The organism is Rhodospirillaceae bacterium, from assembly GCA_016712715.1.
Classification (GTDB): Bacteria; Pseudomonadota; Alphaproteobacteria; order Dongiales; family Dongiaceae; genus Dongia.
In genome coordinates this window covers 384366-405076 of sequence record JADJQM010000002.1, presented here as the reverse complement: position 1 = coordinate 405076, position 20711 = coordinate 384366, and the positions used below count along the sequence as shown (strand labels likewise).

At 63.5% G+C, this 20711-nt stretch carries 17 protein-coding genes and 1 pseudogene; 3 read left to right on the top strand and 15 right to left on the bottom strand.

From position 1 onward, the window contains the following. The first annotated feature begins 144 nt into the window (after positions 1-144). Together IPK59_12675 and IPK59_12670 are read left to right on the top strand one after the other, a co-directional pair. Entirely contained in the window at positions 145-1626 is a 1482-nt protein-coding gene (locus IPK59_12675; protein ID MBK8159572.1) for a M48 family metalloprotease, read from the top strand. 35 nt (positions 1627-1661) lie between these two features. Beyond that, on the top strand, positions 1662-3485 hold the full coding sequence (locus IPK59_12670) for an adenylate/guanylate cyclase domain-containing protein (protein MBK8159571.1): 1824 nt from the start codon (positions 1662-1664) through the stop codon (positions 3483-3485). A 15-nt stretch (positions 3486-3500) separates the two neighbouring features. On the opposite strand, the gene IPK59_12665 is transcribed toward IPK59_12670, so the two are convergent. The 6 genes from IPK59_12665 to IPK59_12640 all read right to left on the bottom strand — a co-directional run bounded on the left by IPK59_12665 (position 3501) and on the right by IPK59_12640 (position 10291). Then, a complete protein-coding gene (locus IPK59_12665; protein MBK8159570.1) occupies positions 3501-4301 on the bottom strand; it encodes a hypothetical protein in 801 nt (266 codons plus the stop codon). A 114-nt stretch (positions 4302-4415) separates the two neighbouring features. Continuing rightward, positions 4416-5378 (bottom strand): hypothetical protein, encoded by a 963-nt coding sequence (locus tag IPK59_12660; protein ID MBK8159569.1) that lies wholly within the window; start codon positions 5376-5378, stop codon positions 4416-4418. Between the two features lie 323 nt (positions 5379-5701). Beyond that, entirely contained in the window at positions 5702-6187 is a 486-nt protein-coding gene (locus IPK59_12655; GenBank protein MBK8159568.1) for a CarD family transcriptional regulator, read from the bottom strand. A 616-nt stretch (positions 6188-6803) separates the two neighbouring features. Next, complete coding sequence (locus IPK59_12650) at positions 6804-7139, bottom strand: ferredoxin family protein (protein MBK8159567.1); 336 nt, start codon at positions 7137-7139, stop codon at positions 6804-6806. A 135-nt stretch (positions 7140-7274) separates the two neighbouring features. After that, positions 7275-7673 carry an RNA-binding S4 domain-containing protein gene (locus IPK59_12645; protein MBK8159566.1) on the bottom strand — a complete coding sequence of 133 codons (399 nt, stop codon included), beginning with the start codon at positions 7671-7673 and terminating at the stop codon, positions 7275-7277. After that, positions 7670-10291: a disulfide oxidoreductase gene (locus IPK59_12640; GenBank protein ID MBK8159565.1), complete on the bottom strand. Its 2622-nt coding sequence runs from the start codon at positions 10289-10291 to the stop codon at positions 7670-7672. Before IPK59_12640 ends, IPK59_12645 begins: the two co-directional genes overlap by 4 nt. Positions 10292-10561: 270 nt before the next feature. On the opposite strand from IPK59_12640, the gene map reads away from it, so the two are divergent. Beyond that, positions 10562-11377 (top strand): type I methionyl aminopeptidase, encoded by an 816-nt coding sequence (gene map, locus IPK59_12635; protein ID MBK8159564.1) that lies wholly within the window; start codon positions 10562-10564, stop codon positions 11375-11377. A gap of 244 nt (positions 11378-11621) precedes the next feature. Here the strand turns inward: map and trmB are convergent, their stop codons facing one another. The 9 genes and pseudogenes from trmB to miaB form a co-directional block, all read right to left on the bottom strand. After that, positions 11622-12350, bottom strand: a complete 729-nt coding sequence (gene trmB / locus IPK59_12630; protein ID MBK8159563.1) for a tRNA (guanosine(46)-N7)-methyltransferase TrmB — start codon at positions 12348-12350, stop codon at positions 11622-11624. A gap of 13 nt (positions 12351-12363) precedes the next feature. Continuing rightward, positions 12364-13530 carry a methionine adenosyltransferase gene (locus tag IPK59_12625; protein ID MBK8159562.1) on the bottom strand — a complete coding sequence of 389 codons (1167 nt, stop codon included), beginning with the start codon at positions 13528-13530 and terminating at the stop codon, positions 12364-12366. 202 nt (positions 13531-13732) lie between these two features. Beyond that, the gene (locus IPK59_12620) at positions 13733-14125 is read right to left on the bottom strand and encodes a GFA family protein (protein MBK8159561.1); all 393 of its coding nucleotides are present in this window, start codon (positions 14123-14125) and stop codon (positions 13733-13735) included. Between the two features lie 167 nt (positions 14126-14292). Continuing rightward, complete coding sequence (locus IPK59_12615) at positions 14293-14781, bottom strand: helix-turn-helix domain-containing protein (GenBank protein MBK8159560.1); 489 nt, start codon at positions 14779-14781, stop codon at positions 14293-14295. Between the two features lie 286 nt (positions 14782-15067). Further along, positions 15068-16624: an apolipoprotein N-acyltransferase gene (lnt, locus tag IPK59_12610; GenBank protein MBK8159559.1), complete on the bottom strand. Its 1557-nt coding sequence runs from the start codon at positions 16622-16624 to the stop codon at positions 15068-15070. Between the two features lie 5 nt (positions 16625-16629). Then, positions 16630-17551, bottom strand: a pseudogene (locus tag IPK59_12605) (HlyC/CorC family transporter). 17 nt (positions 17552-17568) lie between these two features. After that, entirely contained in the window at positions 17569-18081 is a 513-nt protein-coding gene (ybeY, locus tag IPK59_12600) for an rRNA maturation RNase YbeY (protein ID MBK8159558.1), read from the bottom strand. 11 nt (positions 18082-18092) lie between these two features. After that, on the bottom strand, positions 18093-19094 hold the full coding sequence (locus IPK59_12595) for a PhoH family protein (GenBank protein ID MBK8159557.1): 1002 nt from the start codon (positions 19092-19094) through the stop codon (positions 18093-18095). Next, entirely contained in the window at positions 19091-20515 is a 1425-nt protein-coding gene (gene miaB / locus IPK59_12590) for a tRNA (N6-isopentenyl adenosine(37)-C2)-methylthiotransferase MiaB (protein ID MBK8159556.1), read from the bottom strand. The genes IPK59_12595 and miaB overlap by 4 nt, the downstream gene beginning before the upstream one ends. Between the last annotated feature and the right edge of the window lie 196 nt (positions 20516-20711).

Below are 20711 nucleotides of genomic sequence, written 5' to 3'. Positions count from 1 at the left end.
GCAACGGGTTTCCCGCCCGGAACCATCGCACGATTGTGACGTTAAGACTGCTCGGACCCACGAAAAAACCGCCTCGACGGCGCGGCGGGCGGGTTAATATCCTGCCCAGCCAGGTTTTTGGAATCGGTCTCGGAGCCACCCAGCATGCGTATCAAGCTCGTTCTTCCCGCCCTTCTTCTCGCCGGCACGGCGTTGCTGGTCAGCGGCTGCATGCAGGCGACCAGTCCGGCCACGGGCCGCACGTTTTCAACACCGATCTCGGAAGCGCAGGAAAGCCAGATCGGCGCCGAGGAACATCCCAAGATCCTGCAGGAATTCGGCGGCGCCTATGCCGAAAAACCGGCCCTCAATACCTATATCGACAGCGTCGGCCAGTTCGTGGCGGCGACGTCGGAACGCCAGGACGTCAAATATACTTTCACCGTCCTCGACACGGCAGACATCAACGCCTTCGCCCTGCCCGGCGGCTACATCTACATCACCCGCGGCCTGCTGGCCCTCGCCGTCAACGAGGCGGAAGTGGCCGGCGTGCTCGGCCATGAGGTCGGGCATGTGACCGCGCGCCATACCGCCGAACGCATGGGCCAGCAGCAGAAGGCCCAGATCGGCGTACTGGCCGGCGTGCTGCTGGGTACGCTGCTGGGGGGCGAGCAGGGTGGCCAGATGGGCGGACAGTTGGCGACCGAGGGCGCCCAGACCTATCTGGGCACCTATTCGCAGGATCAGGAGTTCGAAGCCGATACACTTGGTGTCCGCTACCTGAAGCGCGCCACTTATGACCCGCAGGCGATGGCAAGCTTTCTCTCGGCCCTCAATGCCGATACGCGCCTGCAGGCGCGGCTCGCCGGCAACGAAGCGGCGGCCGACGCCTACAGCATGAAGCAAAGCCATCCGCGCACGGCCGACCGGGTGCAGCAGGCGATCAACGCCGCTGGCCCCGCCACGCCGGGCGGCATGACCGCGCGCAACGAATATCTCACCAAGATCGACGGCATCCTGTGGGGCGATGACCCGCAGCAGGGCGTCATCCAGGGGCGCGAATTTATCCATCCAGCGCTTCGTTTCACCTTCACGGCGCCGGCGGGGTTCAGGCTGGTCAACAAGCCGGAAGCCGTGATCGGCCAGGCCAAGAACGGCGCGATGGTCTTCGACATGGCGCCAAAGGATACCGGCGATCTCCTCGCCTATGTGCAAACCCAGTGGAACCCCAAGGCCAAGATCGCCGATGCCCAGCGCATCAACATCAACGGCATGGAGGCGGCGACCGGCATCGCGCAGGGCACCGTCAACGAGAAGCCGGCAACCTTCCGCCTCATCGCCGTGCGCTTCCCGGACAATCATGTCTACCGCTTCCTGTTTGCGGCCCCCACGCAAAGCTTCAACAGCATGGACGACCAGTTCGGTGCCACGGCCAACAGCTTCCGCCAGATATCGGCCGCCGAGGCCGGCGGCTTCAAGGCCAAACGCATCCGCATCGTCACCGTGCAGCCCGGCGACACGGTCGAAAGCCTTAGCGCCCGCATGGCGCTCGACGAGGCCAAGGTCGACTGGTTCAAGGTGATCAACCGCCTCGACCAGGGTCAGCCGCTGCAGGCGGGGCAGATGGTCAAGATTGTCAGCTATTGATCGGCGTCTAGCGTAGCTGCGATACTAGCCGGCCAATGGCCCGCGTATCCGATCAAAGAGCTTGGCGCTTTCCCATCTGGGTGGTGCTGGCCGCCACCTTTGGCGGCCTTGCCGCGCTGGCCATCGCGCTGGTGGCGGCGGTGATCAATCTCATCGCCGTCGAAAACACCACTGACCTGCTCAATGTTCTGGTCGACCGCGAGATCACGAATCTCGAAAAATCGCTGGTGGGAGAGCTCGATCCAGCACTTGAGCAAGTGCGCTTCCTCTCCGGCTATATTGCCAGCGGCCAGGTCGCCCTTGACGACAACCAGCGCCTTTCCGACCTGCTGATGGGCTCCCTTGCCGCGTCACCCCAACTGACGAGTGTCAGTTTCATCCGCCCGGATCTCAGCGTCGTGGTAGCGACCCGGCAGCGCGACGGCAAGCTCTACGTCGCGCGGGTAGATGACGGCCTGTACAAAGCAAGTTACCGGCAGGCGTTGCGGCTGGGCTCGGCGGCGCATGACCCGATCTGGGGTGCGCCGATCTACATCCCCGATCTCGACAAGCCGGTCATGTCGGCGCTGGCGCCAGTGCGCCACAAGGGCGAAGTGTTGGGCGTGTTCACCGCGGTGGTGTCCTTGCCGCAGATCTCCGAGAATCTGAAAGGCCGCAGCGGGCCGGAAACGACGCCCTTTGTGCTGGGCGAAAACGGCATCGTGTTCTCGCATCGGGAGTTGTTCAGCGGCGATTTTCACCTCAGCGAGGAACGGCCGCTGCCGCGTTTCGACGAGATCACCGATCCGGTGCTGGCGCAGTTCGATGCCACCAAAGCCCGGACCGTAACGCCGGAAAATCGCCCGGACTCCCCGTTTCAGGCGCAGATGGTGACGGTGGGTGACAATCAGTACCTGATCATCTTCAAGGATTTTCCCGACCTCATCGACCAACCGTTGACGATCGGCGTCTATCTCAAATCCTCAGTGGTCGAGAGCGTGTTCGAGAAGCTGATGTTGACGCTGTACGGCGCTGCGGTGGTCATTGTTATCGCCATCGCCCTGGCGCTGTTCCTTGGGCGTCGCATCGGCGAGCCGGTGCGGGCCCTGGCCGACGCCACGCGCCATCTGGCGGCACTCGATTTCAGCGGCGCGCCCAACCTGCCGCGCAGCCGCTTCCGCGAGATCGACGTCGCGGCCTATGCCTATAACCGCATGCGCAATGGGCTTGGCTGGTTTTCGACCTATGTCCCGCAATCGCTGGTGCCCCATCTCATGCGGCCGACCAGCAGCCAGGTGCTGGCCTCGCGCGAGGTCGAGGTGACGGTGCTGTTCACCGACATCGTCGGCTTTTCCGGCATCGCCCAGCGCTTGAGCCCACGCCGTCTCGCGGCCTTCCTCAACCGACATTTCACGCTGCTGGGCGGCCATATCGTGGCGGGGGGCGGCAGCATCGACAAATACATCGGCGATTCCATCATGGCCTTCTGGGGTGCGCCGGAAGTGCAGGAAGATCACGCCGTCCGCGCTGTCCACGCCGCACAGCGCATCAGCGCGCGCCTCACGGCCGACAATGCGCGCCGTGCCGCCAAGGGCCTTAGCCCCGTGCGAATCCGCATCGGCATCCATAGCGGCCGCGCCATCGCCGGCAATATCGGCGCACCCGGCCGCATCAACTACACGCTGGTGGGCGACGCCGTGAACATCGCCCAGCGGCTCGAGCAATATGGCAAGCAGGTCGATGACGGCAAACGCTCGGTCATCGTCAGCCTCAGCGCCGACACGGCGGCCTTGCTGCCGCCGGAAGTTACGCTGATACCGCTCGGCGTCGACGTGTTGCCGGGCCGCTCGACGGCGACGGAGATTTTCCGGCTGGAGTAGTCCGGCTGGAGTATTTCAAGCCTCGACCAGGTCGAGGAGCTCGCCCTTGGGGTCGAGCAGGGCCGCCAGCGCCTTGCCGCCATAGCCGCAGCCGCCATCCAGCGTCATGGTGAAGGCACTCATGGCAGGACCGCCATGCTGCCGGTCATAGCCGCGGATCACTTTGAGGAACTGGCCATAGGGATGATCCATGGCGCCAAAGGCGCTGCCGCCCCACCACAGGCTGTCGCCCTGGGCCGAGAGCGGCCGCTCCGGGTCGAGCCCGGCATGGACGAAGAGGAGGCCCAGATCGTCTGTATAGGCGGCGCGGCGAATGGCCGACATGAGGGCCGCATGGCCTGGGCGCGCCTGCTGGGCCGCGCGCAGCGAATTGGTCCAGCGCGTGATGGCGAGCGCCCCTTCGCGGCAATGGATGATGCCCTCGGCCGGATCGCCGCCATAAGCGGTGATGGTGGGGCCGACACCCTGCTGGAGGAGCCAGGGCAGCACCTCGCGCGGATTGGGGGCGAATTGCAGCTGCAGCAGCTTGTTCCACATCTCCTCCTGCTGGCCGCGCAGGTAGACGATGTCCTCGGGGAACATGATGGGGCGCGCCAGGATCTGGCGGCGAAAGGTGATCAGCTCGTCCATCGTCCCGGTGACGTCGCTCCCGCGCCCCAGGAATCCGCCCAGATAGACGAGACGGTCGCCGGGGTCGAACTGCTCGGCGATATAGGCATGGAGGGCGCGCAAACGGGGCATGTCGCCATGAATGGGCGAAATCGCCCAGATCCGGCTGGGCTTCTTCAGGATGGCGAATTTGTCTCGTTCTTGCATGACGTTTGATCGGCCGGCGACTCGGAGCAGGGAGACCGATCATAGCATGCGACAAAACGATGACGCCCCGGCCAAGATGGCCGGGGCGTCAGGTGGCGCATTCGCTTCGGACTCTTAGTCGATCGAGACGTAGTTGATGTTGAAGCCGGCATTCTGCAGGTCCTGGAGCGTGCCCCAACCCTGGTTCTGCACGCCGTTGAGTTCGACCGAGGAGTTCTCGAACGAGATCAGGACGTCGCCATCGGCGCTGGTGTTGACGAACACGCTGGCCGGACCGTTGCCATAGGGATTGTGCAGCTCCAGGGCATCTGCCAGCGGATCGTAATCGGTGATGATGTCGTGGCCGCTGATCACGTCGACTTGCCAATGGAACGTGTCGGCCCCGGCGCCGCCGGTCACGACGTCGTTGTAATTGCCGCCACCGGCATGGATATGGTCGTCGCCATTGCCGCCATCGATGAAGTTGGCACCCGAGCCGCCGAACAGATAATCGTCGCCGTCCTCGCCATAGATCGTGTCGTTGCCGGCACCGCCCCAGATATTGTCGCTGCCCTCGCCGCCCTTTATCAGATTGGCGTCGTCGCTGCCGTCGATATCGTCGTCGAAATCGGACCCGATCAAATCCTCGATGCCGCTGACATTGTCATTGCCGCCGAAGTTTCCATCGCTCATGTCGATATAGACCGCGTGGGTCGATTTCGAATAATCGACCGTGTCATGGCCGGCCCCGCCGATCATGGTGTCGTAGCCGGCACCGCCATCGAAATAGTCGTTGCCGTCACCGCCGATCAGCGTGTCGTTGCCGTCACCGCCATAGAGCTTGTCATGGCCGGTGCCGCCATCGAGCTTGTCGTTGCCGATGCCGCCATCCAGCAGATCGTTGCCGCCCAATCCGTTGAGCGTGTCGTTGCCGCCATTGCCATAGATCGCATTGGCGTGGCTTTCGCCGTCGAGGACGTTGGACGCATCGCTGCCCTGGGTGGTGCTGTAATAGGTCTGGCGATACCCCTGCCCAAAATACGGCGACGCCTCAAGCGTGTTGAGGTTCATCAGGCGTTTGGTCGGATCTTCAAGCATGTTGGCCGCTCCTCGCTACTGTTCTGCGTGATCGCATTGACAAGTAGTCGGCCGGCACACACCGATGGTTCGGCAGGTTCACGGTAAGTGTGATGTAGCTCACCGCACCGGCGTGTAAGCATGCCGGGATCCGAGGGCTGATGCCGCGGAAGCTGGCGGAAACATGCTGATTTTTCTGAAGGGGCGCCGGCATCGCGGCGCCCGCTGAGAGGGAACACCCCCGACGGATGGACCGGAAGGGGATCCGGGAACCATCCGTCGTTAGCGGTCAAGCCGCTCGGGGAGCCTCTCTGAGGAGAGAGCTGGTGGGGGTGAAGGCGGCCTCAGGCGGCCTTCATCACCTGATGGAGACGCTCGGTGGCAGCCTGTTCGTCCATGCCTTCGATGGCCGCCAGTTCGCGCACCAGGCGGTCGAGGGCCGCCTGATAGATCTGGCGTTCGCTGTAGGACTGGTCCGGCTGGTCGGCATTGCGGTGGAGATCGCGCACGACCTCGGCGATCGAGACCGGATCGCCCGAATTGATCTTGGCTTCATATTCCTGGGCGCGGCGCGACCACATGGCGCGCTTCACGCGCGAACGGCCCTTCAGGGTCTGCAGGGCGGTTTCCATGACCTTCTTGCTGGACAGCTTGCGGAGGCCCGAATTCTTCGCCTTGGCGACCGGCACGCGCAACGTCATGCGGTCCTTGTCGAACAGGATGATGATGACCTGCAGGCTGTGGCCGGAAATTTCCTGGCTCTCGATGCCCATGACCTTGCCGACGCCATGGGTCGGATAGACGACAAAATCGCCCTTGCGGAAACCCATGTCCTTGTCTTTGGCGGCTACTGCCTTCTTCGCTTTCTCGATCACATCCAGCTCCATGTCATCCGATCCTGATTCACGCAACAATCCGGCCATCCGCCCCGGTGAAATCGAATGGGGGGCTTCCTCGCCCGGTAACAACCCTCGGTAACAACCCTCGGTAACAATCCTGGGGTCACACGCTTCAACGACCTCACTGCGAGGGAGTTGCTCCGCCAAACCACCCTCTGCCGATTCATCGCCGAAACGATGCTGGCATTTTCTTGTCGGACCCTTCTGAGGGGGTCCCAAACCGTCAGTATTTCTGACTCAAAGCCGCAACAAACCTTTCCCGGTTCCATGCGGATTCCGAGTCTGGTTCGAAGTTAACTTTTAGGCTTGGACGGGCGCGAAAAGATTAATCTTTCCAGCGATTTCCGCCCCAACGACCTGTCCCAGATTTATAGCAAAAATCGGGCTCGAATTCAAGGAAAGGCAGTTATGCGCCAAACGCACTTGGGGCGCCCCGACGTTAACCACAGGGTGTAGCGTCTTGCCCGAAATGGGCATCCAGATCTGGAATCTCAAGCGCGGCATAGCCGCGCAGGAGGACTAAAATCTTAGGAACGTAACGGGAAAATCAGGCCTTGCCGGGCCCAGGATTGAAATGCTTGGCGAATTTGTCAGCAACGCCCTTCCACTCATCGGCATCGGCCGGGGCGTCGCCCTTGCGGGTAATATTCGGCCACTCGGCGGCGTACTGGCGGTTAATTTCCAGCCACTTGTCCGTACCGGCCTCGGAATCGGGCAGAATGGCATCGGCCGGGCATTCCGGTTCGCAGACGCCGCAATCGATGCATTCGTCCGGGTGGATCACCAGCATGTTTTCACCGACATAGAAGCAATCGACCGGGCAGACCTCGACACAGTCCATGTACTTGCACTTGATGCACGCCTCGGTAACGACATAGGCCATAGCGGCTGCTCCAATTCTTCATCCGGTCGCCCAATTTCTCAAGCGCCAGGGGTTGCTAGCATAGCCCCCAGGATGGTGCAACATCAGGTCCCTGCGCGTCAGCCATGCCCCGCATTCCGACCAAATCATGTGTGTTTAGTCATCGCCGGTTCCGTCATCGCCCATCAGTTCATCGAGCGCGCGACGCTCGCGCTTGGTGGGCCGCCCGGCGCCGATGTCGCGCTGCGGCGGATCGCCGCCGACCACGGTAACGCCCTTCGAGCGCGGGGGTGGCGGCGACAGGTCCTCATAAAGCGCCTGCGCCTCGGGCGCCGGCCCGCGCCGTGTGCCGGGATCCAGCACCTTGATGACGCGGATATGGTGCCCGAGCGGAAAGGTCAGCACGTCGCCCGGCTTCACCGGCTGATGCGCCTTGGCCGTCACCGTGCCGTTGATCCGGATCCTGCCGCTGGCTGCCAGCGTGGTGGCGAGGCTGCGCGACTTCAGGAAGCGCGCGAACCACAGCCACTTGTCGACGCGCTGCGACCCGCTCATGGCGTCCCGGGATTTTCCGGACCCTTGGCCGGGGCGCGTTTGCGTCGCCGCCGCTTTGACCGCGGCTGTGCCGCTGGCGGCATCGGCGCCGCCTTGCGCGCCAGCAGACGCTCCTGCAGCACCGAGAGGCCGGCAAAGGGTGAGTTTGGGTCGAGCTTGGGTTCCGGTCGCAGGGGCTTCGGCGTCGCACCCGCGATCTTGTTTCCAAGGGGCTTGCCGCGCTTGGGCCGCGCCACCGCGCGTACGCCGCCCGGCAAGGTCGCGCGGATATTGAGATACCGCATCGCCTGGCCGAGTTCGTCGGGCGTCATGTTGAACTTTGTCGCATTGGCCTCGTCGGCCGACAGCGTCTTCGCCGCCGCCGCCTCACGCAGGCCCAGGGCGAGGCGCTCCAATTCGCCGAAAGTGAAACCGCGCCCGGCGACGACGCGCTTGCCGCCCGCCATCTGCCAGGCCGCGAGGCCGCTCGCATCGAGCAGCAAGGGATCCGGCTTGCCTTCGCCATCGATCTTCAATCGATGCCACAGCGCGGCCAGCAGGCCCAGCAGCCGGCGCTGGCGCCGATCGTCGAGCCGGCTCATCCAGATGCTGACGGCCCCGATGCGCACACCCAGGGCCGCCAGCGCCTTGCGGTCGGTGGCGCTGAGCGCATTGAGCTGAGCCCGCACACTCTCGCGGTGGAGCGCGCCCAGCCCTTCGCCGAGCTGATAGACCAGGCCACGTGCCGCCGGCTCCAGCTTGGCAGATTGCGCCAGGTAGATCGGGCGCAGGCGATGGCGCAGCAACCGGTCCAGCCAATGCCGCAGGCGCTGCTCGATCGCCTGGCGCTGGCGCCCGTCGATGAGGTCGATGGATTTCAGCTCGATCATCGGCCGCAGCGGCTGGTCGCCGCGCACGAGGCGGCCAAGCTGCGTCTCGCGCCAGGCGATGGCGCCGTCGGCTGAGAGGTGGAAGGCGCCGTCGGGGCTTGCCACCAGGTCCGCCACGCGCGTGCGGATGGATGGCCCCAGCACGCGCCTGGCCGCTGCCAGCAGCGGCCGTGCCTCCTCCAGATTGGCGTCGATCGCCGGCAGGAAATCGAGCCCCTTCAACTGACCGACTTCATGCCCCTCGACGGTGACGACACCATCCTCGGCCACGGCGCCTTCGAGCTTGCCGCCATCGACCATGCGGCGATGGAGGGCTGCGTGACGCCGGTCGACGAAGCGCTGGGTCAGCGCCTCGTGGAGGGCATCCGACAGCCGGTCCTCGATCTCCTGCGCGCGCCCCTGCCACTGCGGCGCATCGGCCAACCATTCGCTACGCTGGGCGACATAGGACCAGGTGCGGATATGGGCGATGCGCTGGGTGAGGTGATCGATATCGCCATCGATGCGGTCGAGGCGGCTCATCTGGTCGGCGATCCAATCGGTGGGAATGCGCCCGATGGCAAGACCGCCACCGCCCACCAGATGCCGGTAGATCTGGCTGAGCAGCCTGAGATGCGCATCGGTCATCAGCTTGCGGAAATCCGGCACCTGGCAGACTTCCCACAGCAACGTGACGCGCGCCTTGCTGTGGGCGAGCGCCCGGATCTCCTCGTCGCGCGCGAGGGCTGCCAGCGATTGATGATCGATCGCCTCCTGCTGCCGCACCAGGCCCGGATGGGGCGAGCGCGCATCGAGACTGCGCAGCAACCCGTCGAGGCTGCGGAAGTCGAGCTCCGCATTGCGCCACATCAGGAAATGGATGGGATCGACGCGGTGGTTCTCGACCGCCTCGATGAGGTCCGGGTCCATCGGCCCCACCTCGGCCGTGGTGCCGAAGGTGCCGTCGGTCATGTGCCGCCCGGCACGCCCGGCGATCTGCCCGATCTCGGCGCGGCTCAAGCTGCGCATCGAGCGACCGTCGAACTTGCGGAGGGCTGCAAAGGCGACATGGCCCACATTGAGGTTGAGGCCCATGCCGATCGCATCGGTCGCCACCAGATAATCGACCTCGCCCGCCTGGTAGAGATCGACCTGGGCATTGCGCGTGCGGGGGCTGAGTGCGCCCATGACGATCGCCGTGCCGCCACGCTGGCGGCGGATGAGATCGGCGATGGCATAGACGTCGGCCGCCGAGAACGCCACCACCGCCGAGCGCGGCGGCAGGCGCGTGATCTTCTTCGACCCGGCATAGGTGAGGGTGGAGAAGCGCGGCCGGTTGACGATCTCGATCCCCGGCACCAGCAGCTTCACCCAGGGGGTGGCGGCATCAGATCCCATGAACATGGTCTCGTCCATGCCCCGCGCCCGCATCAGCCGGTCGGTGAAGATATGCCCGCGCTCGGAATCCGCCGCCAACTGGATCTCGTCCACCGCGACGAAGGCCACCGGCCGGTCGAGGGGCATCGATTCCACGGTGCAGAAAAAATAGCGCGCCCCGCGCGGCACGATTTTTTCCTCGCCGGTGACCAGGGCGCAGGCCTCGGCCCCCAGGGCCTTCACCGCACGGTCATAATTCTCCCGCGCCAGCAGGCGCAGCGGAAAGCCGATCATCCCCGACCGGTGGCCCAGCAACCGCTCCATGGCCATATAGGTCTTGCCGGTATTGGTCGGGCCGAGGACCGCCGTGAGGCGCTGCGTTTGGGCATTCATGATGCCCCAGAATTGGCGCGCTGCACCACAGAATGCAAGTGCTCCGACACGCCAGGACGAAGCTCACCCCCTCTCCCCTCGCGGGAGAGGGTCGGGGTGAGGGGGTCTCACAGCGAGTCCGGTCCATCCACCCCCTCACCCTAACCCTCTCCCGCCCCCGTCGGCGAATGCCGACCTACGTCGGCAGGGGGAGAGGGAATGAGACGGCTAGGCAGTATCCGGCCAAGCCCATTTGACCTCCGTCCCATTCAGTCTTAAAGAAAAACCATGATGAAACTCTCCGCCCAGCGCGATATGAACAACCGCCCGATCCCCATCCATGACGCGGAGGGGTTCGCCGGCATGCGCAAGGCCGGCCGGCTCGCCGCCGAAACCCTCGACTTCATCGCGGATCATGTGCGCCCCGGCATCAGCACCGGGGCTCTCGACAAATTATGCGAGACCTTCATGCGCGATCATGGCGGCGTCCCCGCCACCATCGGCTACAAGGGCTACCAGCACGCCAGTTGCATCTCGGTCAATCATGTGGTGACCCACGGCATTCCGTCCGACCGCAAGATCCTGATGGATGGCGACATCCTCAATATCGACGTGACGCCGCTGGTGGATGGCTGGCATGGCGATTCATCCCGCATGTTCATCGCCGGCCAAGCCAGCGTGAAGGCGCGGCGCCTGTGCGACGTCACCTATCAGGCCCTGATGGCGGGGATTGCCATGGTGAAGCCCGGCAACACGCTGGGCGATGTGGGCAACGCCATCGAGACGCTGGCGCATAAGAACCGCCTCTCGGTGGTGGAAGACTTCTGCGGCCACGGTGTCGGCCGCGTGTTCCATGACGCGCCGCAGGTCCTGCATTACGGCAAGCCCGGCACCGGCGTGGTGCTGGAACCCGGCATGATCTTCACCATCGAACCGATGCTCAATGCCGGCAAGGCCGATGTGAAGATCCTGGCCGACGGCTGGACCACGGTCACGCGCGATCAATCCCTGTCCGCGCAGTTCGAACACTCGGTGGGTGTCACGGAGACCGGCGTCGAAATCTTCACGCCCTCGCCCAAGGGCATCGAGTGGAAGGCTGCGGCGTGAGTGATCGCCAGGAACCCTCGTTGCGAGAGATCCTGGGTGGAATCAGGTCGGTCATCAATGGCGAGCCGGTCTCGCCCGACTACGTGCGCAAGCAAGATGGCATGCGCAGGTCGCTTCCCCGCCAAATCTTCGCGCCCATTTTCAGGGTGCGGACGTGGACATTGGCAATCGCCATTATACTAGCTGGTCTTTATCTGTTGCCCATGATCAAGCCGCTATTCCTTGGCTGGCTATCGGGCGAGTTCTAAACCCGCCTGAACCTGAAATAATGCGGTACACGGCCCTGGCGGATGGCTTTCTGCTCATAGCGCGAGGGCGGCCAATCGTCCGGGCGCACCAGCCAGTCGCTCGATTTCTCGGCGAGCCATGTGAACGACGGGTGCCGCGTGGTGTGGGCGAGGGCCCAGCCGATATAGACGGGATCATCGCTACCGATGCGGAATTCAGCCCCGGGTTTCAGCAGCGACGCCACGATATCGAGATTGGCCTGGTTGACGAAGCGCCGGCTGGCGTGGCGCGCCTTGTGCCAGGGATCGGGGAACAGCAGGAAGATCCGATCGAAGCTCTGGGCTTTGAGCACGGGCAGCAGATCGCGCACATCCTCCGGATAGATGCGCACGTTCGAGAGCGCTTCCGCCTCGATATGCGAGAGCGCGGAGGCGATGCCGTTGAGGAAGATCTCGCAGCCGATCAGGCCCACATCGCGGTGCGCCGCGGCTTGCGCTGCGAGATGCTCGCCACCGCCGAAACCGATTTCCAGCCAATATTCCTTCAGCGTCGGCGTGAACAGCGACGCTGGATCGATCTCCTGCCCCGGCGTCACCGTGACGGTGATCCGCGGCAGCAGCGATTCCATCAACTTCTTGCGGCTGTCGCGGAGCGGCCTGCCCTGGCGGCGGCCGTAAAAGTTTCGCCGCGGCCCAGACGAATCCGCCGCGGCGTCATCCGGCGCCGCGGCGTGTTTGTCGGTCATCAAAGGGCTCGGATCAGAAGGCGGCTTGCAGGCCGGCGACGAGATCCAGCTTCTCCCATGAGAAGCCGCCATCAGCTTCCGGCTCGCGGCCGAAATGCCCATAGGACGAGGTGCGCGCATAGATGGGCCGGTTGAGGCCGAGATGCTTGCGGATACCGCGGGGCGACAGATCCATGAGCTCGCCAAGCACCGTCACCAGCTTCTCTTCGTCGACCGTGCCGGTGCCATAGGTGTTCACATAGACCGAGAGCGGCTTCGAAACACCGATCGCATAGGCGACCTGGATGGCGCATTTGTCGGCAAAGCCGGCCGCGACCACGTTCTTCGCCAGATAGCGCGCGGCGTAGGCGGCCGAACGGTCGACCTTGGTCGGGTCCTTGCCGCTGAAGGCGCCGCCGCCATGGGGTGCCGCACCGCCGTAGGTGTCGACGATGATCTTGCGACCGGTGAGGCCGGCATCGCCGTCCGGGCCGCCGATGACGAACTTGCCCGTGGGGTTGACGTAGAATTCATCTTCGCTCGGGAACCAGCCCTTGGGCAGGACCTGCTCGACATAGGGGCGCACCAGCTCACGGACCGCCTTCTGGTCGAGATCGGCCGTGTGCTGGGTCGAGACGACGACCGAGGTCGCCTTGACCGGCTTGCCGTTTTCATAGTGCAGGGTCACCTGGCTCTTGGCGTCCGGGCCGAAGCCTTTGACCTTGCCGCTGTGGCGGTCATCCGCCATCAGCTTCAAAATCTGATGCGCGTATTGCAGCGGCGCCGGCATCAGGACCGGCGTCTCCTTGCAGGCATAGCCGAACATGATGCCCTGGTCGCCGGCACCTTCATCCTTGTTGCCGGTGGAATCGACGCCCTGGGCAATATCGGCCGATTGCGAATGCACATAGCAATCGATGCTGGCCGTCTTCCAATGGAAGCCTTCCTGCTCGTAGCCGATCTCCTTGATGGCCCGGCGTGCCGTTTCGATCAGCTTCTCATGGGTGATCGAGGCGGGGCCGCGGACTTCACCGGCCAGCACGACCTTGTTGGTCGTGGCCAGGGTCTCGAGGGCGACGCGGGCTTCGGGCTCGGCGCCCAGGTAAAGATCGACGATGCTGTCGGAAATGCGGTCGCAGACCTTGTCAGGATGGCCTTCGGACACGCTTTCGCTGGTAAACAGGTAGCTGGTTTTCGACACTGGCAGGATTCCCGCTTAAAAAGGTTCGACAAGTTCACGGTGCTGAGGCGGGAGGGGGTTCGATGGGGAAAGCTCTCTGAAAGGGCAATTTCCCTGGATTCGGACAGCAAAATCCCGGCCGCGGCGCGGCCGGGATCATGGTTGACCGGGATTCGGCGGTCAAGCAGGTTTTACTCGTCCCGGAGCCCCCTGAAACGCGGCCCTATTCCTCACGGCGGCCAGTGGCATCACGATTCCGGTCATATCGTCGCGTGAGCGGAAAAGGTGGCAGCCAGGACTCGCGACGCACTGTCCACAGTTCGTAGGTCGGCTTCAACTGGTCAGGTTCGTCCAGAGACCCCAGGTTTATCTCGACCTCGTCACCGGTGCGCGCAAAAACCGATGAGCCGCAGCGGGGGCAGAAGAATCGCCCGGCAAAGTCGCGCGTCTCGCCATCGATCGTCACCGCGTCCTGCGGGAACACCGCGGAAGCGTGAAAGAGCGCCCCGTGATGCTTGCGGCAATCTAGACAGTGACAAATGCCGACCCGGTATGGCTGCCCGGACGCCACAATTCGGACGTTGCCGCACAGGCAGCCGCCGGTGAAGCGGTCCATGCTGGATCTCCTTCAAAATCAGGCGGTGGGCATGATTTTGACGAACCCTGCCTGCCATCCATAAAAGATGCGCCAGCCTTCCTGGCTCCCCCTCATGCCAACCAGGTGTCGATCCAATCCTGTTTCGAGGAAGCCCGTCCTGATGGAAGGCCCTTTCGCGGGGTGTCCTAGTCCTCGTCGGTCAGCGAGCTCTTGGCCAGCGACTTGGTCAGTTCGAAGATGCGCTTGCGAACCGACGCGTGGGGAATCTTGTAATAGGCGCGGACCAGTTCCAGCGTCTCGCGCTTGGCCATCGGATCCGGCTCATAATCGACCGGCGCCGGGGTCGCCACACCCATCAGTTTCGAAGGGCTCTTCTCCTGGACCGAGTTCGGCATGTCCTCGAAGAAGTAGGAAATCGGCACATCAAGCACACGGCCAAGATCGAACAGGCGGCTGGAGCCCACGCGGTTGGCGCCCCGCTCGTATTTCTGCACCTGCTGGAAGGTGAGGCCGATCGCCTCGCCGAGCTTTTCCTGGCTCATGCCAAGCAGGGTGCGGCGCAGACGGATGCGTTGCCCGACATGGACGTCGATCGGGTTGGGGAACCCTTTGCTGGCCATGCGGCCGGACGATTTGCGCCCCTTGGGAGCGACCCCTTTGGTAGCTTTTGCCATCTCTCTTACTCTCCTCGCGATCCAGCTATCCGGTGATCCAGCGTACGGCGTTTCTATCGCGTGAAAACCAAGGCGAACCGTTGCGGGTTGTTCCGTGCTTCTGGCAGTTGGGCGAAGCGATTGCCTCACCTCCGGAAAGAACACCTAATACAGCGATTCGTCTCATTGACCGTCATTCCGCCTGAATTCTCTTCTCATACGAACCAAGGCGGGTCAATCGGTTCGTCCAGCCCTGTGTACAGCGATTAGAACTGCTCTCAACTGGCGGCTGTAAATCTTGACCATCTTACGCAGCTCGCCGCCAAAGGACCATAGGAATGAGTGTAACAAGCACAAGTAGTCCGGGGATCAGGTCGCCGAAACGCGCAAAGAGAGTGGCCTCGAGTGCAACCGGCAGTTCTGCGTCAATGACAGCGATGTCACCGAGCGTTGATTGTGTCTCGATGCGTCCATAAGCATCGATCACGCCTGAAATTCCGGTGTTGGCGGCGCGCACTAAAGGAATGCCTTCCTCGACCGCGCGAAATCTGGCCGAGGCGAAATGCTGGTAGGGGCCAGTCGAATCGCCGAACCAACCATCATTGGTGATGTTGACCAACCAGCCCGGTCGATGCGTTTCATCAACAACGGCGTGTGGGAAGATCACTTCGTAGCAGATCGAGGGGCCCACATCTGGGGCCCCAGGTATGGGAATTGTCACCGGACCGGGGGCGGCCGAGAAATCCATGGCGCCCGGCGTCAGCTTGCTGATGAAGGGAAACAATTTGCGCATCGGCACATATTCGCCGAGCGGCACAAGATGCGCCTTGTCGGCGTGGGCAATGATGTTGCCCCCGGCATCGAGCACGACGAGCGAATTCCAGACCTCCTCCAACTCGCCTTCCTGGGGCCAACCACGGATTGTACCGGTGAGAAGTGCGCCCTTCGCCGGAATGACCGATGCGATCTTCTGTCGCAGCAATGGTTCGCGGTCGAGGAGATAACCCACGGCAGCTTCCGGCCAGATCACATGGGTGATCTTGTCGAGTCCGGGCGTATCGCGGGTCAGTGCCAGATGCTTCTGGAAATGCTGCTCCCTGAAACCGCCTTGCAGCTTTTCCGCCTGGCTGACATTGGGCTGCACGATGCGCAGGCGCACGCCGGCGACATGTTCACTGCTATCACCGGACAGGCGCCAGATACCGCCCAGCCAAAGGGCGGCGAGCAATGCCACGGCGAGCAATGTTGCCGATTTCGCATGGCGAACAATACGCGCGTCCGCACTGCCGAGGCTTGCCGGCAAGGTGAAGATGACGATGGTGAAAACACCGAGGCCCCAGCTGCCCCAGAGCGAGGCCGATTGCATCATCGCCGGGGTCGCGTCCCAGACATAGGCGACCAGATTCCAGGCGTAGCCGGTGAAGACATGCCCGCGCAGCCATTCGCCGATCACCCACAAGCCGCTGAAGGCGATGATGCGGGCGGGCGTCAGATCGCCTTTCCGCCAGATGACCGCACCGGCCAGCGCAGGATAAATCGACAGGAAGGCGGCGAGGCCGCCCAGCACCGGCGGGATCATCCAGCCGAAGCGCGCGACGTCGAGCAGGAAGGAATTGGCGATCCAGAAATTGCCGGCAGCGAAATGGCCGAAGGCCCAGAACCAGGCGACGTTGAACGCCATCCGTCGCGTGGGTGCTGCCTGCACCAGCCAATAGAGACCGATGAGGGCCATGGCCATCGCCGGCACGATATGCAGGGGGGCGAAGGCAAGCGCCGATAGGGCGCCCAGCAGCATGGCAAAACCGCGCCGGCGCCAGCCGGCAAGGGCGCCGATCCAGGCGTTGAGCCGCAACATGAAGGGCATGCTGGTCAGTCCTTGGTTGCTGGCTTCTGGGCCGTGCCGTGATCGGGAACGTTGCGCACGCGCAGCCGCTTGATGCGCCTTGGATCGGCATCCAGCACTTCAAAGGCGATGCCGGAGGAATGCGTGACCAGCTCCCCGCGCAACGGCACGCGGTCGGTCAAAGACATGACCAACCCGCCCAGCGTATCGATATCCGCCTCGCGTTCCTCGACGGTCAGCACCGGGCCCACTTTGTCCTCGAAGGCTTCGATGGTGGTGCGGGCATCGGCCAGCAGCGTGCCGTCGGGCCGCTGCACCAGATGCGGGCCTTTCACCACGTCATGCTCGTCCTCGATCTCGCCGATGATCTCCTCGACCAGATCCTCGATGGTGACGAGACCGTCGATGCCGCCATACTCATCCACCACCAGCGCCATATGCGCGCGGCCATGGCGCATCTGCAGCAGCAGATCCAGGACCGGGATCGAGGGCGAGATGAACATCGGCTCGCGCAGAATCTTCTTCAGCTGGAATTTTTCCGGATCGGGGAAGAAAGTCAGGACGTCCTTGGCATGGACGATGCCGACGATGTCGTCGAGATCCTCCCGGTAGATCGGCAGGCGCGAATGACCGAACTCGCGCACCATCTGGATGAGGCCCCTTGAGGTCGATCGTCTCGGCCGCCGCCTTGATATCGGCGCGCGGCACCATCACGTCATAGGCGGTGAGATCGCCCAGCTTCAGCACATTGAGCAGCAGCGACGATCTGTTGGAATCGAGCGGTGCCTCGCCGTCATCGCCGGCTTCGGATTCCTCGATCAGTTCCTCGATCGCATCCCGGAGCGCATTCTCGCTGCTCGCCTTGCGGCGGAACAGGCGCATCAGCCCCTTGAATCCGAGGCGCGGCTTCTCGTCGGCCGCGCCGCTTCTAGACGGTATGTCGCTCATCGCTCTCCAAACTCGCTTCATTGATAGGGATCGGGCCAGCCGAGGCCGGCCAGTATTTCCCGTTCCAGGTTTTCCATGGCTTCGGCGTCGCGTTCCAACTGATGGTCGAAGCCCAGCAAATGTAACACACCATGCACCACCAGATGGCAAGTGTGCTGTGGCAGCGTCTTGCCCTGCGCCACGGCCTCGTCCCGGACGACACCCAGCGCCAGCACCACGTCACCCAGCTCCCAGGGGTAATCCTTGGGGATTCCCTTGGGCGGCAGGCCCGCATCAAGGGCCGCGAAGGACAGGACATTGGTGGGCTTGTCCTTGCCGCGATAGCCCTGGTTCAGCTGGCGCAACCCCGCATCGCTTTCAAGGGTGACCCCCAGGGAAAAACGCTGCGCCTCCCGCACCCGTTTCCAGGGCAGCGACGGCGCCTCGAGTGCCGCCTTGATCGTGCGCCGCACCGCGGCCCGCGCCAGTTTTCCGGCCTCCGGCAGCGCCTTGTCCCAGCCTTTGTCGGCGACGCTGAACCCGATCTTGATGGCCGGCCCGGTCACCCTTTCGACAGTTTCTTGTCGCGGGTGTCATAGGCGGTGACGATCTTGGCCACCAGCGGATGACGCACCACGTCGACATCGGCGAAATGCGCTGTCCCGATGCCCTGCACGCCCTCGATGGCTTCCAGCGCGTCCTTGAGGCCCGACTTCTGGCCCGAGGGCAGATCGATCTGGCTCAAATCGCCGGTCACCGCCATGCGCGATCCCTGGCCGAGACGCGTGAGGAACATCTTCATTTGCATCGGCGTGGTGTTCTGCGCCTCGTCGAGGATGACGAAGGAATGCGCCAAGGTGCGCCCACGCATGAAGGCCAAGGGCGCCACTTCGATCTCGCCCGAGGTCATGCGCTTCACCACCTGGTCGCCCGGCAGCATGTCGTTGAGCGCGTCGTAAAGCGGCCTGAGATAGGGATCGACCTTCTCGCGCATGTCGCCCGGCAGGAAGCCGAGCCGCTCGCCGGCTTCCACCGCGGGGCGCGAGAGGATGATGCGGTCGACCGCCCCCTTGGTCAGCATGGCGACCGCCACGGCAACCGCGAGATAGGTCTTGCCGGTACCGGCCGGCCCCAGGCCGAACACCAATTCATGCTCATGCAGCATGCGCATGTATTTGGCCTGCATCGCGGTCCTGGGCGTGATGTGCCGCCGCGCGGTGCGGATCGCGGTGCCGTCCTTGCCGTTGCCGTCGAAGAGATTTGGCTCCAGCCCTTCATCCAGGCGATTGAGGCGGAGTGCGGCATCAATCTCGCCGGCATCGACCTCCAGCCCGCGTTTCAGGCGCTGGTAGAGCGAGGTGACGACCTGCTTGGCGACCGTCACGGCATCCGCCGGGCCGGAGATGGCCAATTGGTTGCCACGCGGCACCATGGAGACGCCGAGCTCCTGCTCGATGCGTGCCAGATGCTGGTCGTGCTGGCCGAAGAGTTGCGGCAGCAGCCGGTTATCTTCGAATTGCAAATGAAGGGGTGCGGCGATCGGGGCGAGGGGAGTGGCACTCACGCGATGGCTTTCTCCGGTTCAAACATCGCGGCGGGGCCCGCCGCAAGCGTTCCACCCAAAGTGTAATGCCCGAGGGTGGTGATCTCGATATCGACCGTCTGGCCGATGAGGTGGGCCGGCGCATCGACATGCACGGCTTGGAGATAAGGCGACTTTCCGACCAGCTGGCCGGCATCGCGCCCGGCGCGCTCCAGCAGCACGGGCACGGTCCGGCCAAGTGTCGCGCGGTTGAAATCAATGAGCTGCTTTTCCAGCACCGCCTGCAATTCGTAGAGCCGCGCATCCATCACCTCGAGCGGCACCTGTTGCTCGATATTGGCAGCGGGTGTCCCCGGTCGCGGGCTGTATTTGAACGAGAAGCTCTGCGCGAAAGTGACATCCTCGATGAGCTTCATGGTGGCGGCAAAATCGGCATCCGATTCACCCGGGAATCCGACGATGAAATCGGAGGAGAGGGCCAGATCCGGGCGCACATCGCGCAACCGCGCGATGATGCGGCGATAATGATCCGCCGTGTGCTGCCGGTTCATCTCCGAAAGGATTCGGTCGGAGCCAGATTGCACGGGGAGATGCAGGAACGGCATCAACTGCGGCACGTCGCCATGTGCTGCGATGAGATCGTCATCCATGTCGCGGGGATGCGAGGTGGTGTAGCGAATGCGCGCGATCTGCGGCGCCTTCTCCGCGATCTCGCGCACCAGCCGTGCGAGGTTCCAGCTCGACCCATCAGCCGCTTCGCCGTGATAGGCATTGACGTTCTGCCCGAGCAGCGTGATCTCGCGCGCACCCTGTGCGCTGAGCTTCTTCGCCTCGGCAATGATCTTCTGGACGGGGCGCGAGAACTCGGCGCCGCGCGTATAGGGCACGACACAGAAGGTGCAGAACTTGTCGCAACCTTCCTGGATGGCGAGGAAGGCACTCACCCCCTGGGGCGCCATCGCTTCCGGCAAATGATCGAATTTCGATTCCGCCGGGAAATCGGTATCCAGCACACCGGCACCGATGCGCTTTTCATGGAGTGCGCGTGGCTGCCCACGGCGCGCATCGCGTGCCCGTGTCGCGCGCGCCACCATTTCCGGCAGGCGGTGATAGGTCTGCGGCCCCAACACGATGTCGATCTCGGGCACCCGGCGCATGATCTCGGCGCCCTCGGCCTGTGCCACACAGCCAGCGACCGCGATGATCATGTCGCCGCCGGCTGCCTGTTTGCGCGCCTGGTCCTGTTTCAACCGGCCAAGCTCGCTGAAGGTTTTCTCGGCCGCCTTTTCGCGGATATGGCAGGTGTTGAGGATGACCATGTCGGCCTCGGCCTGATTCTCGGTCGGGCCATAGCCGAGCGGCGCCAGGACATCCGCCATCCGGGCGGAGTCGTAGACGTTCATCTGGCAGCCGTAGGTCTTGATGAAGAGCTTCTTAGCCAAGGCGGATTCCGGTCCTCAAATTCCTTGGGCTGCAGCTCATGATCAGTCGTGATCGATTCATCTTTTCAAGATACCACGCCGCCCACCCCTGGTGTACCCAATTCCAGGGCGACTCGCAAATGTATCCATCTCATTGAAATAAAAATGAAATATTGGCGGATTGCAGGCCTATCACCACATCGTTAAGGTGCCGGCC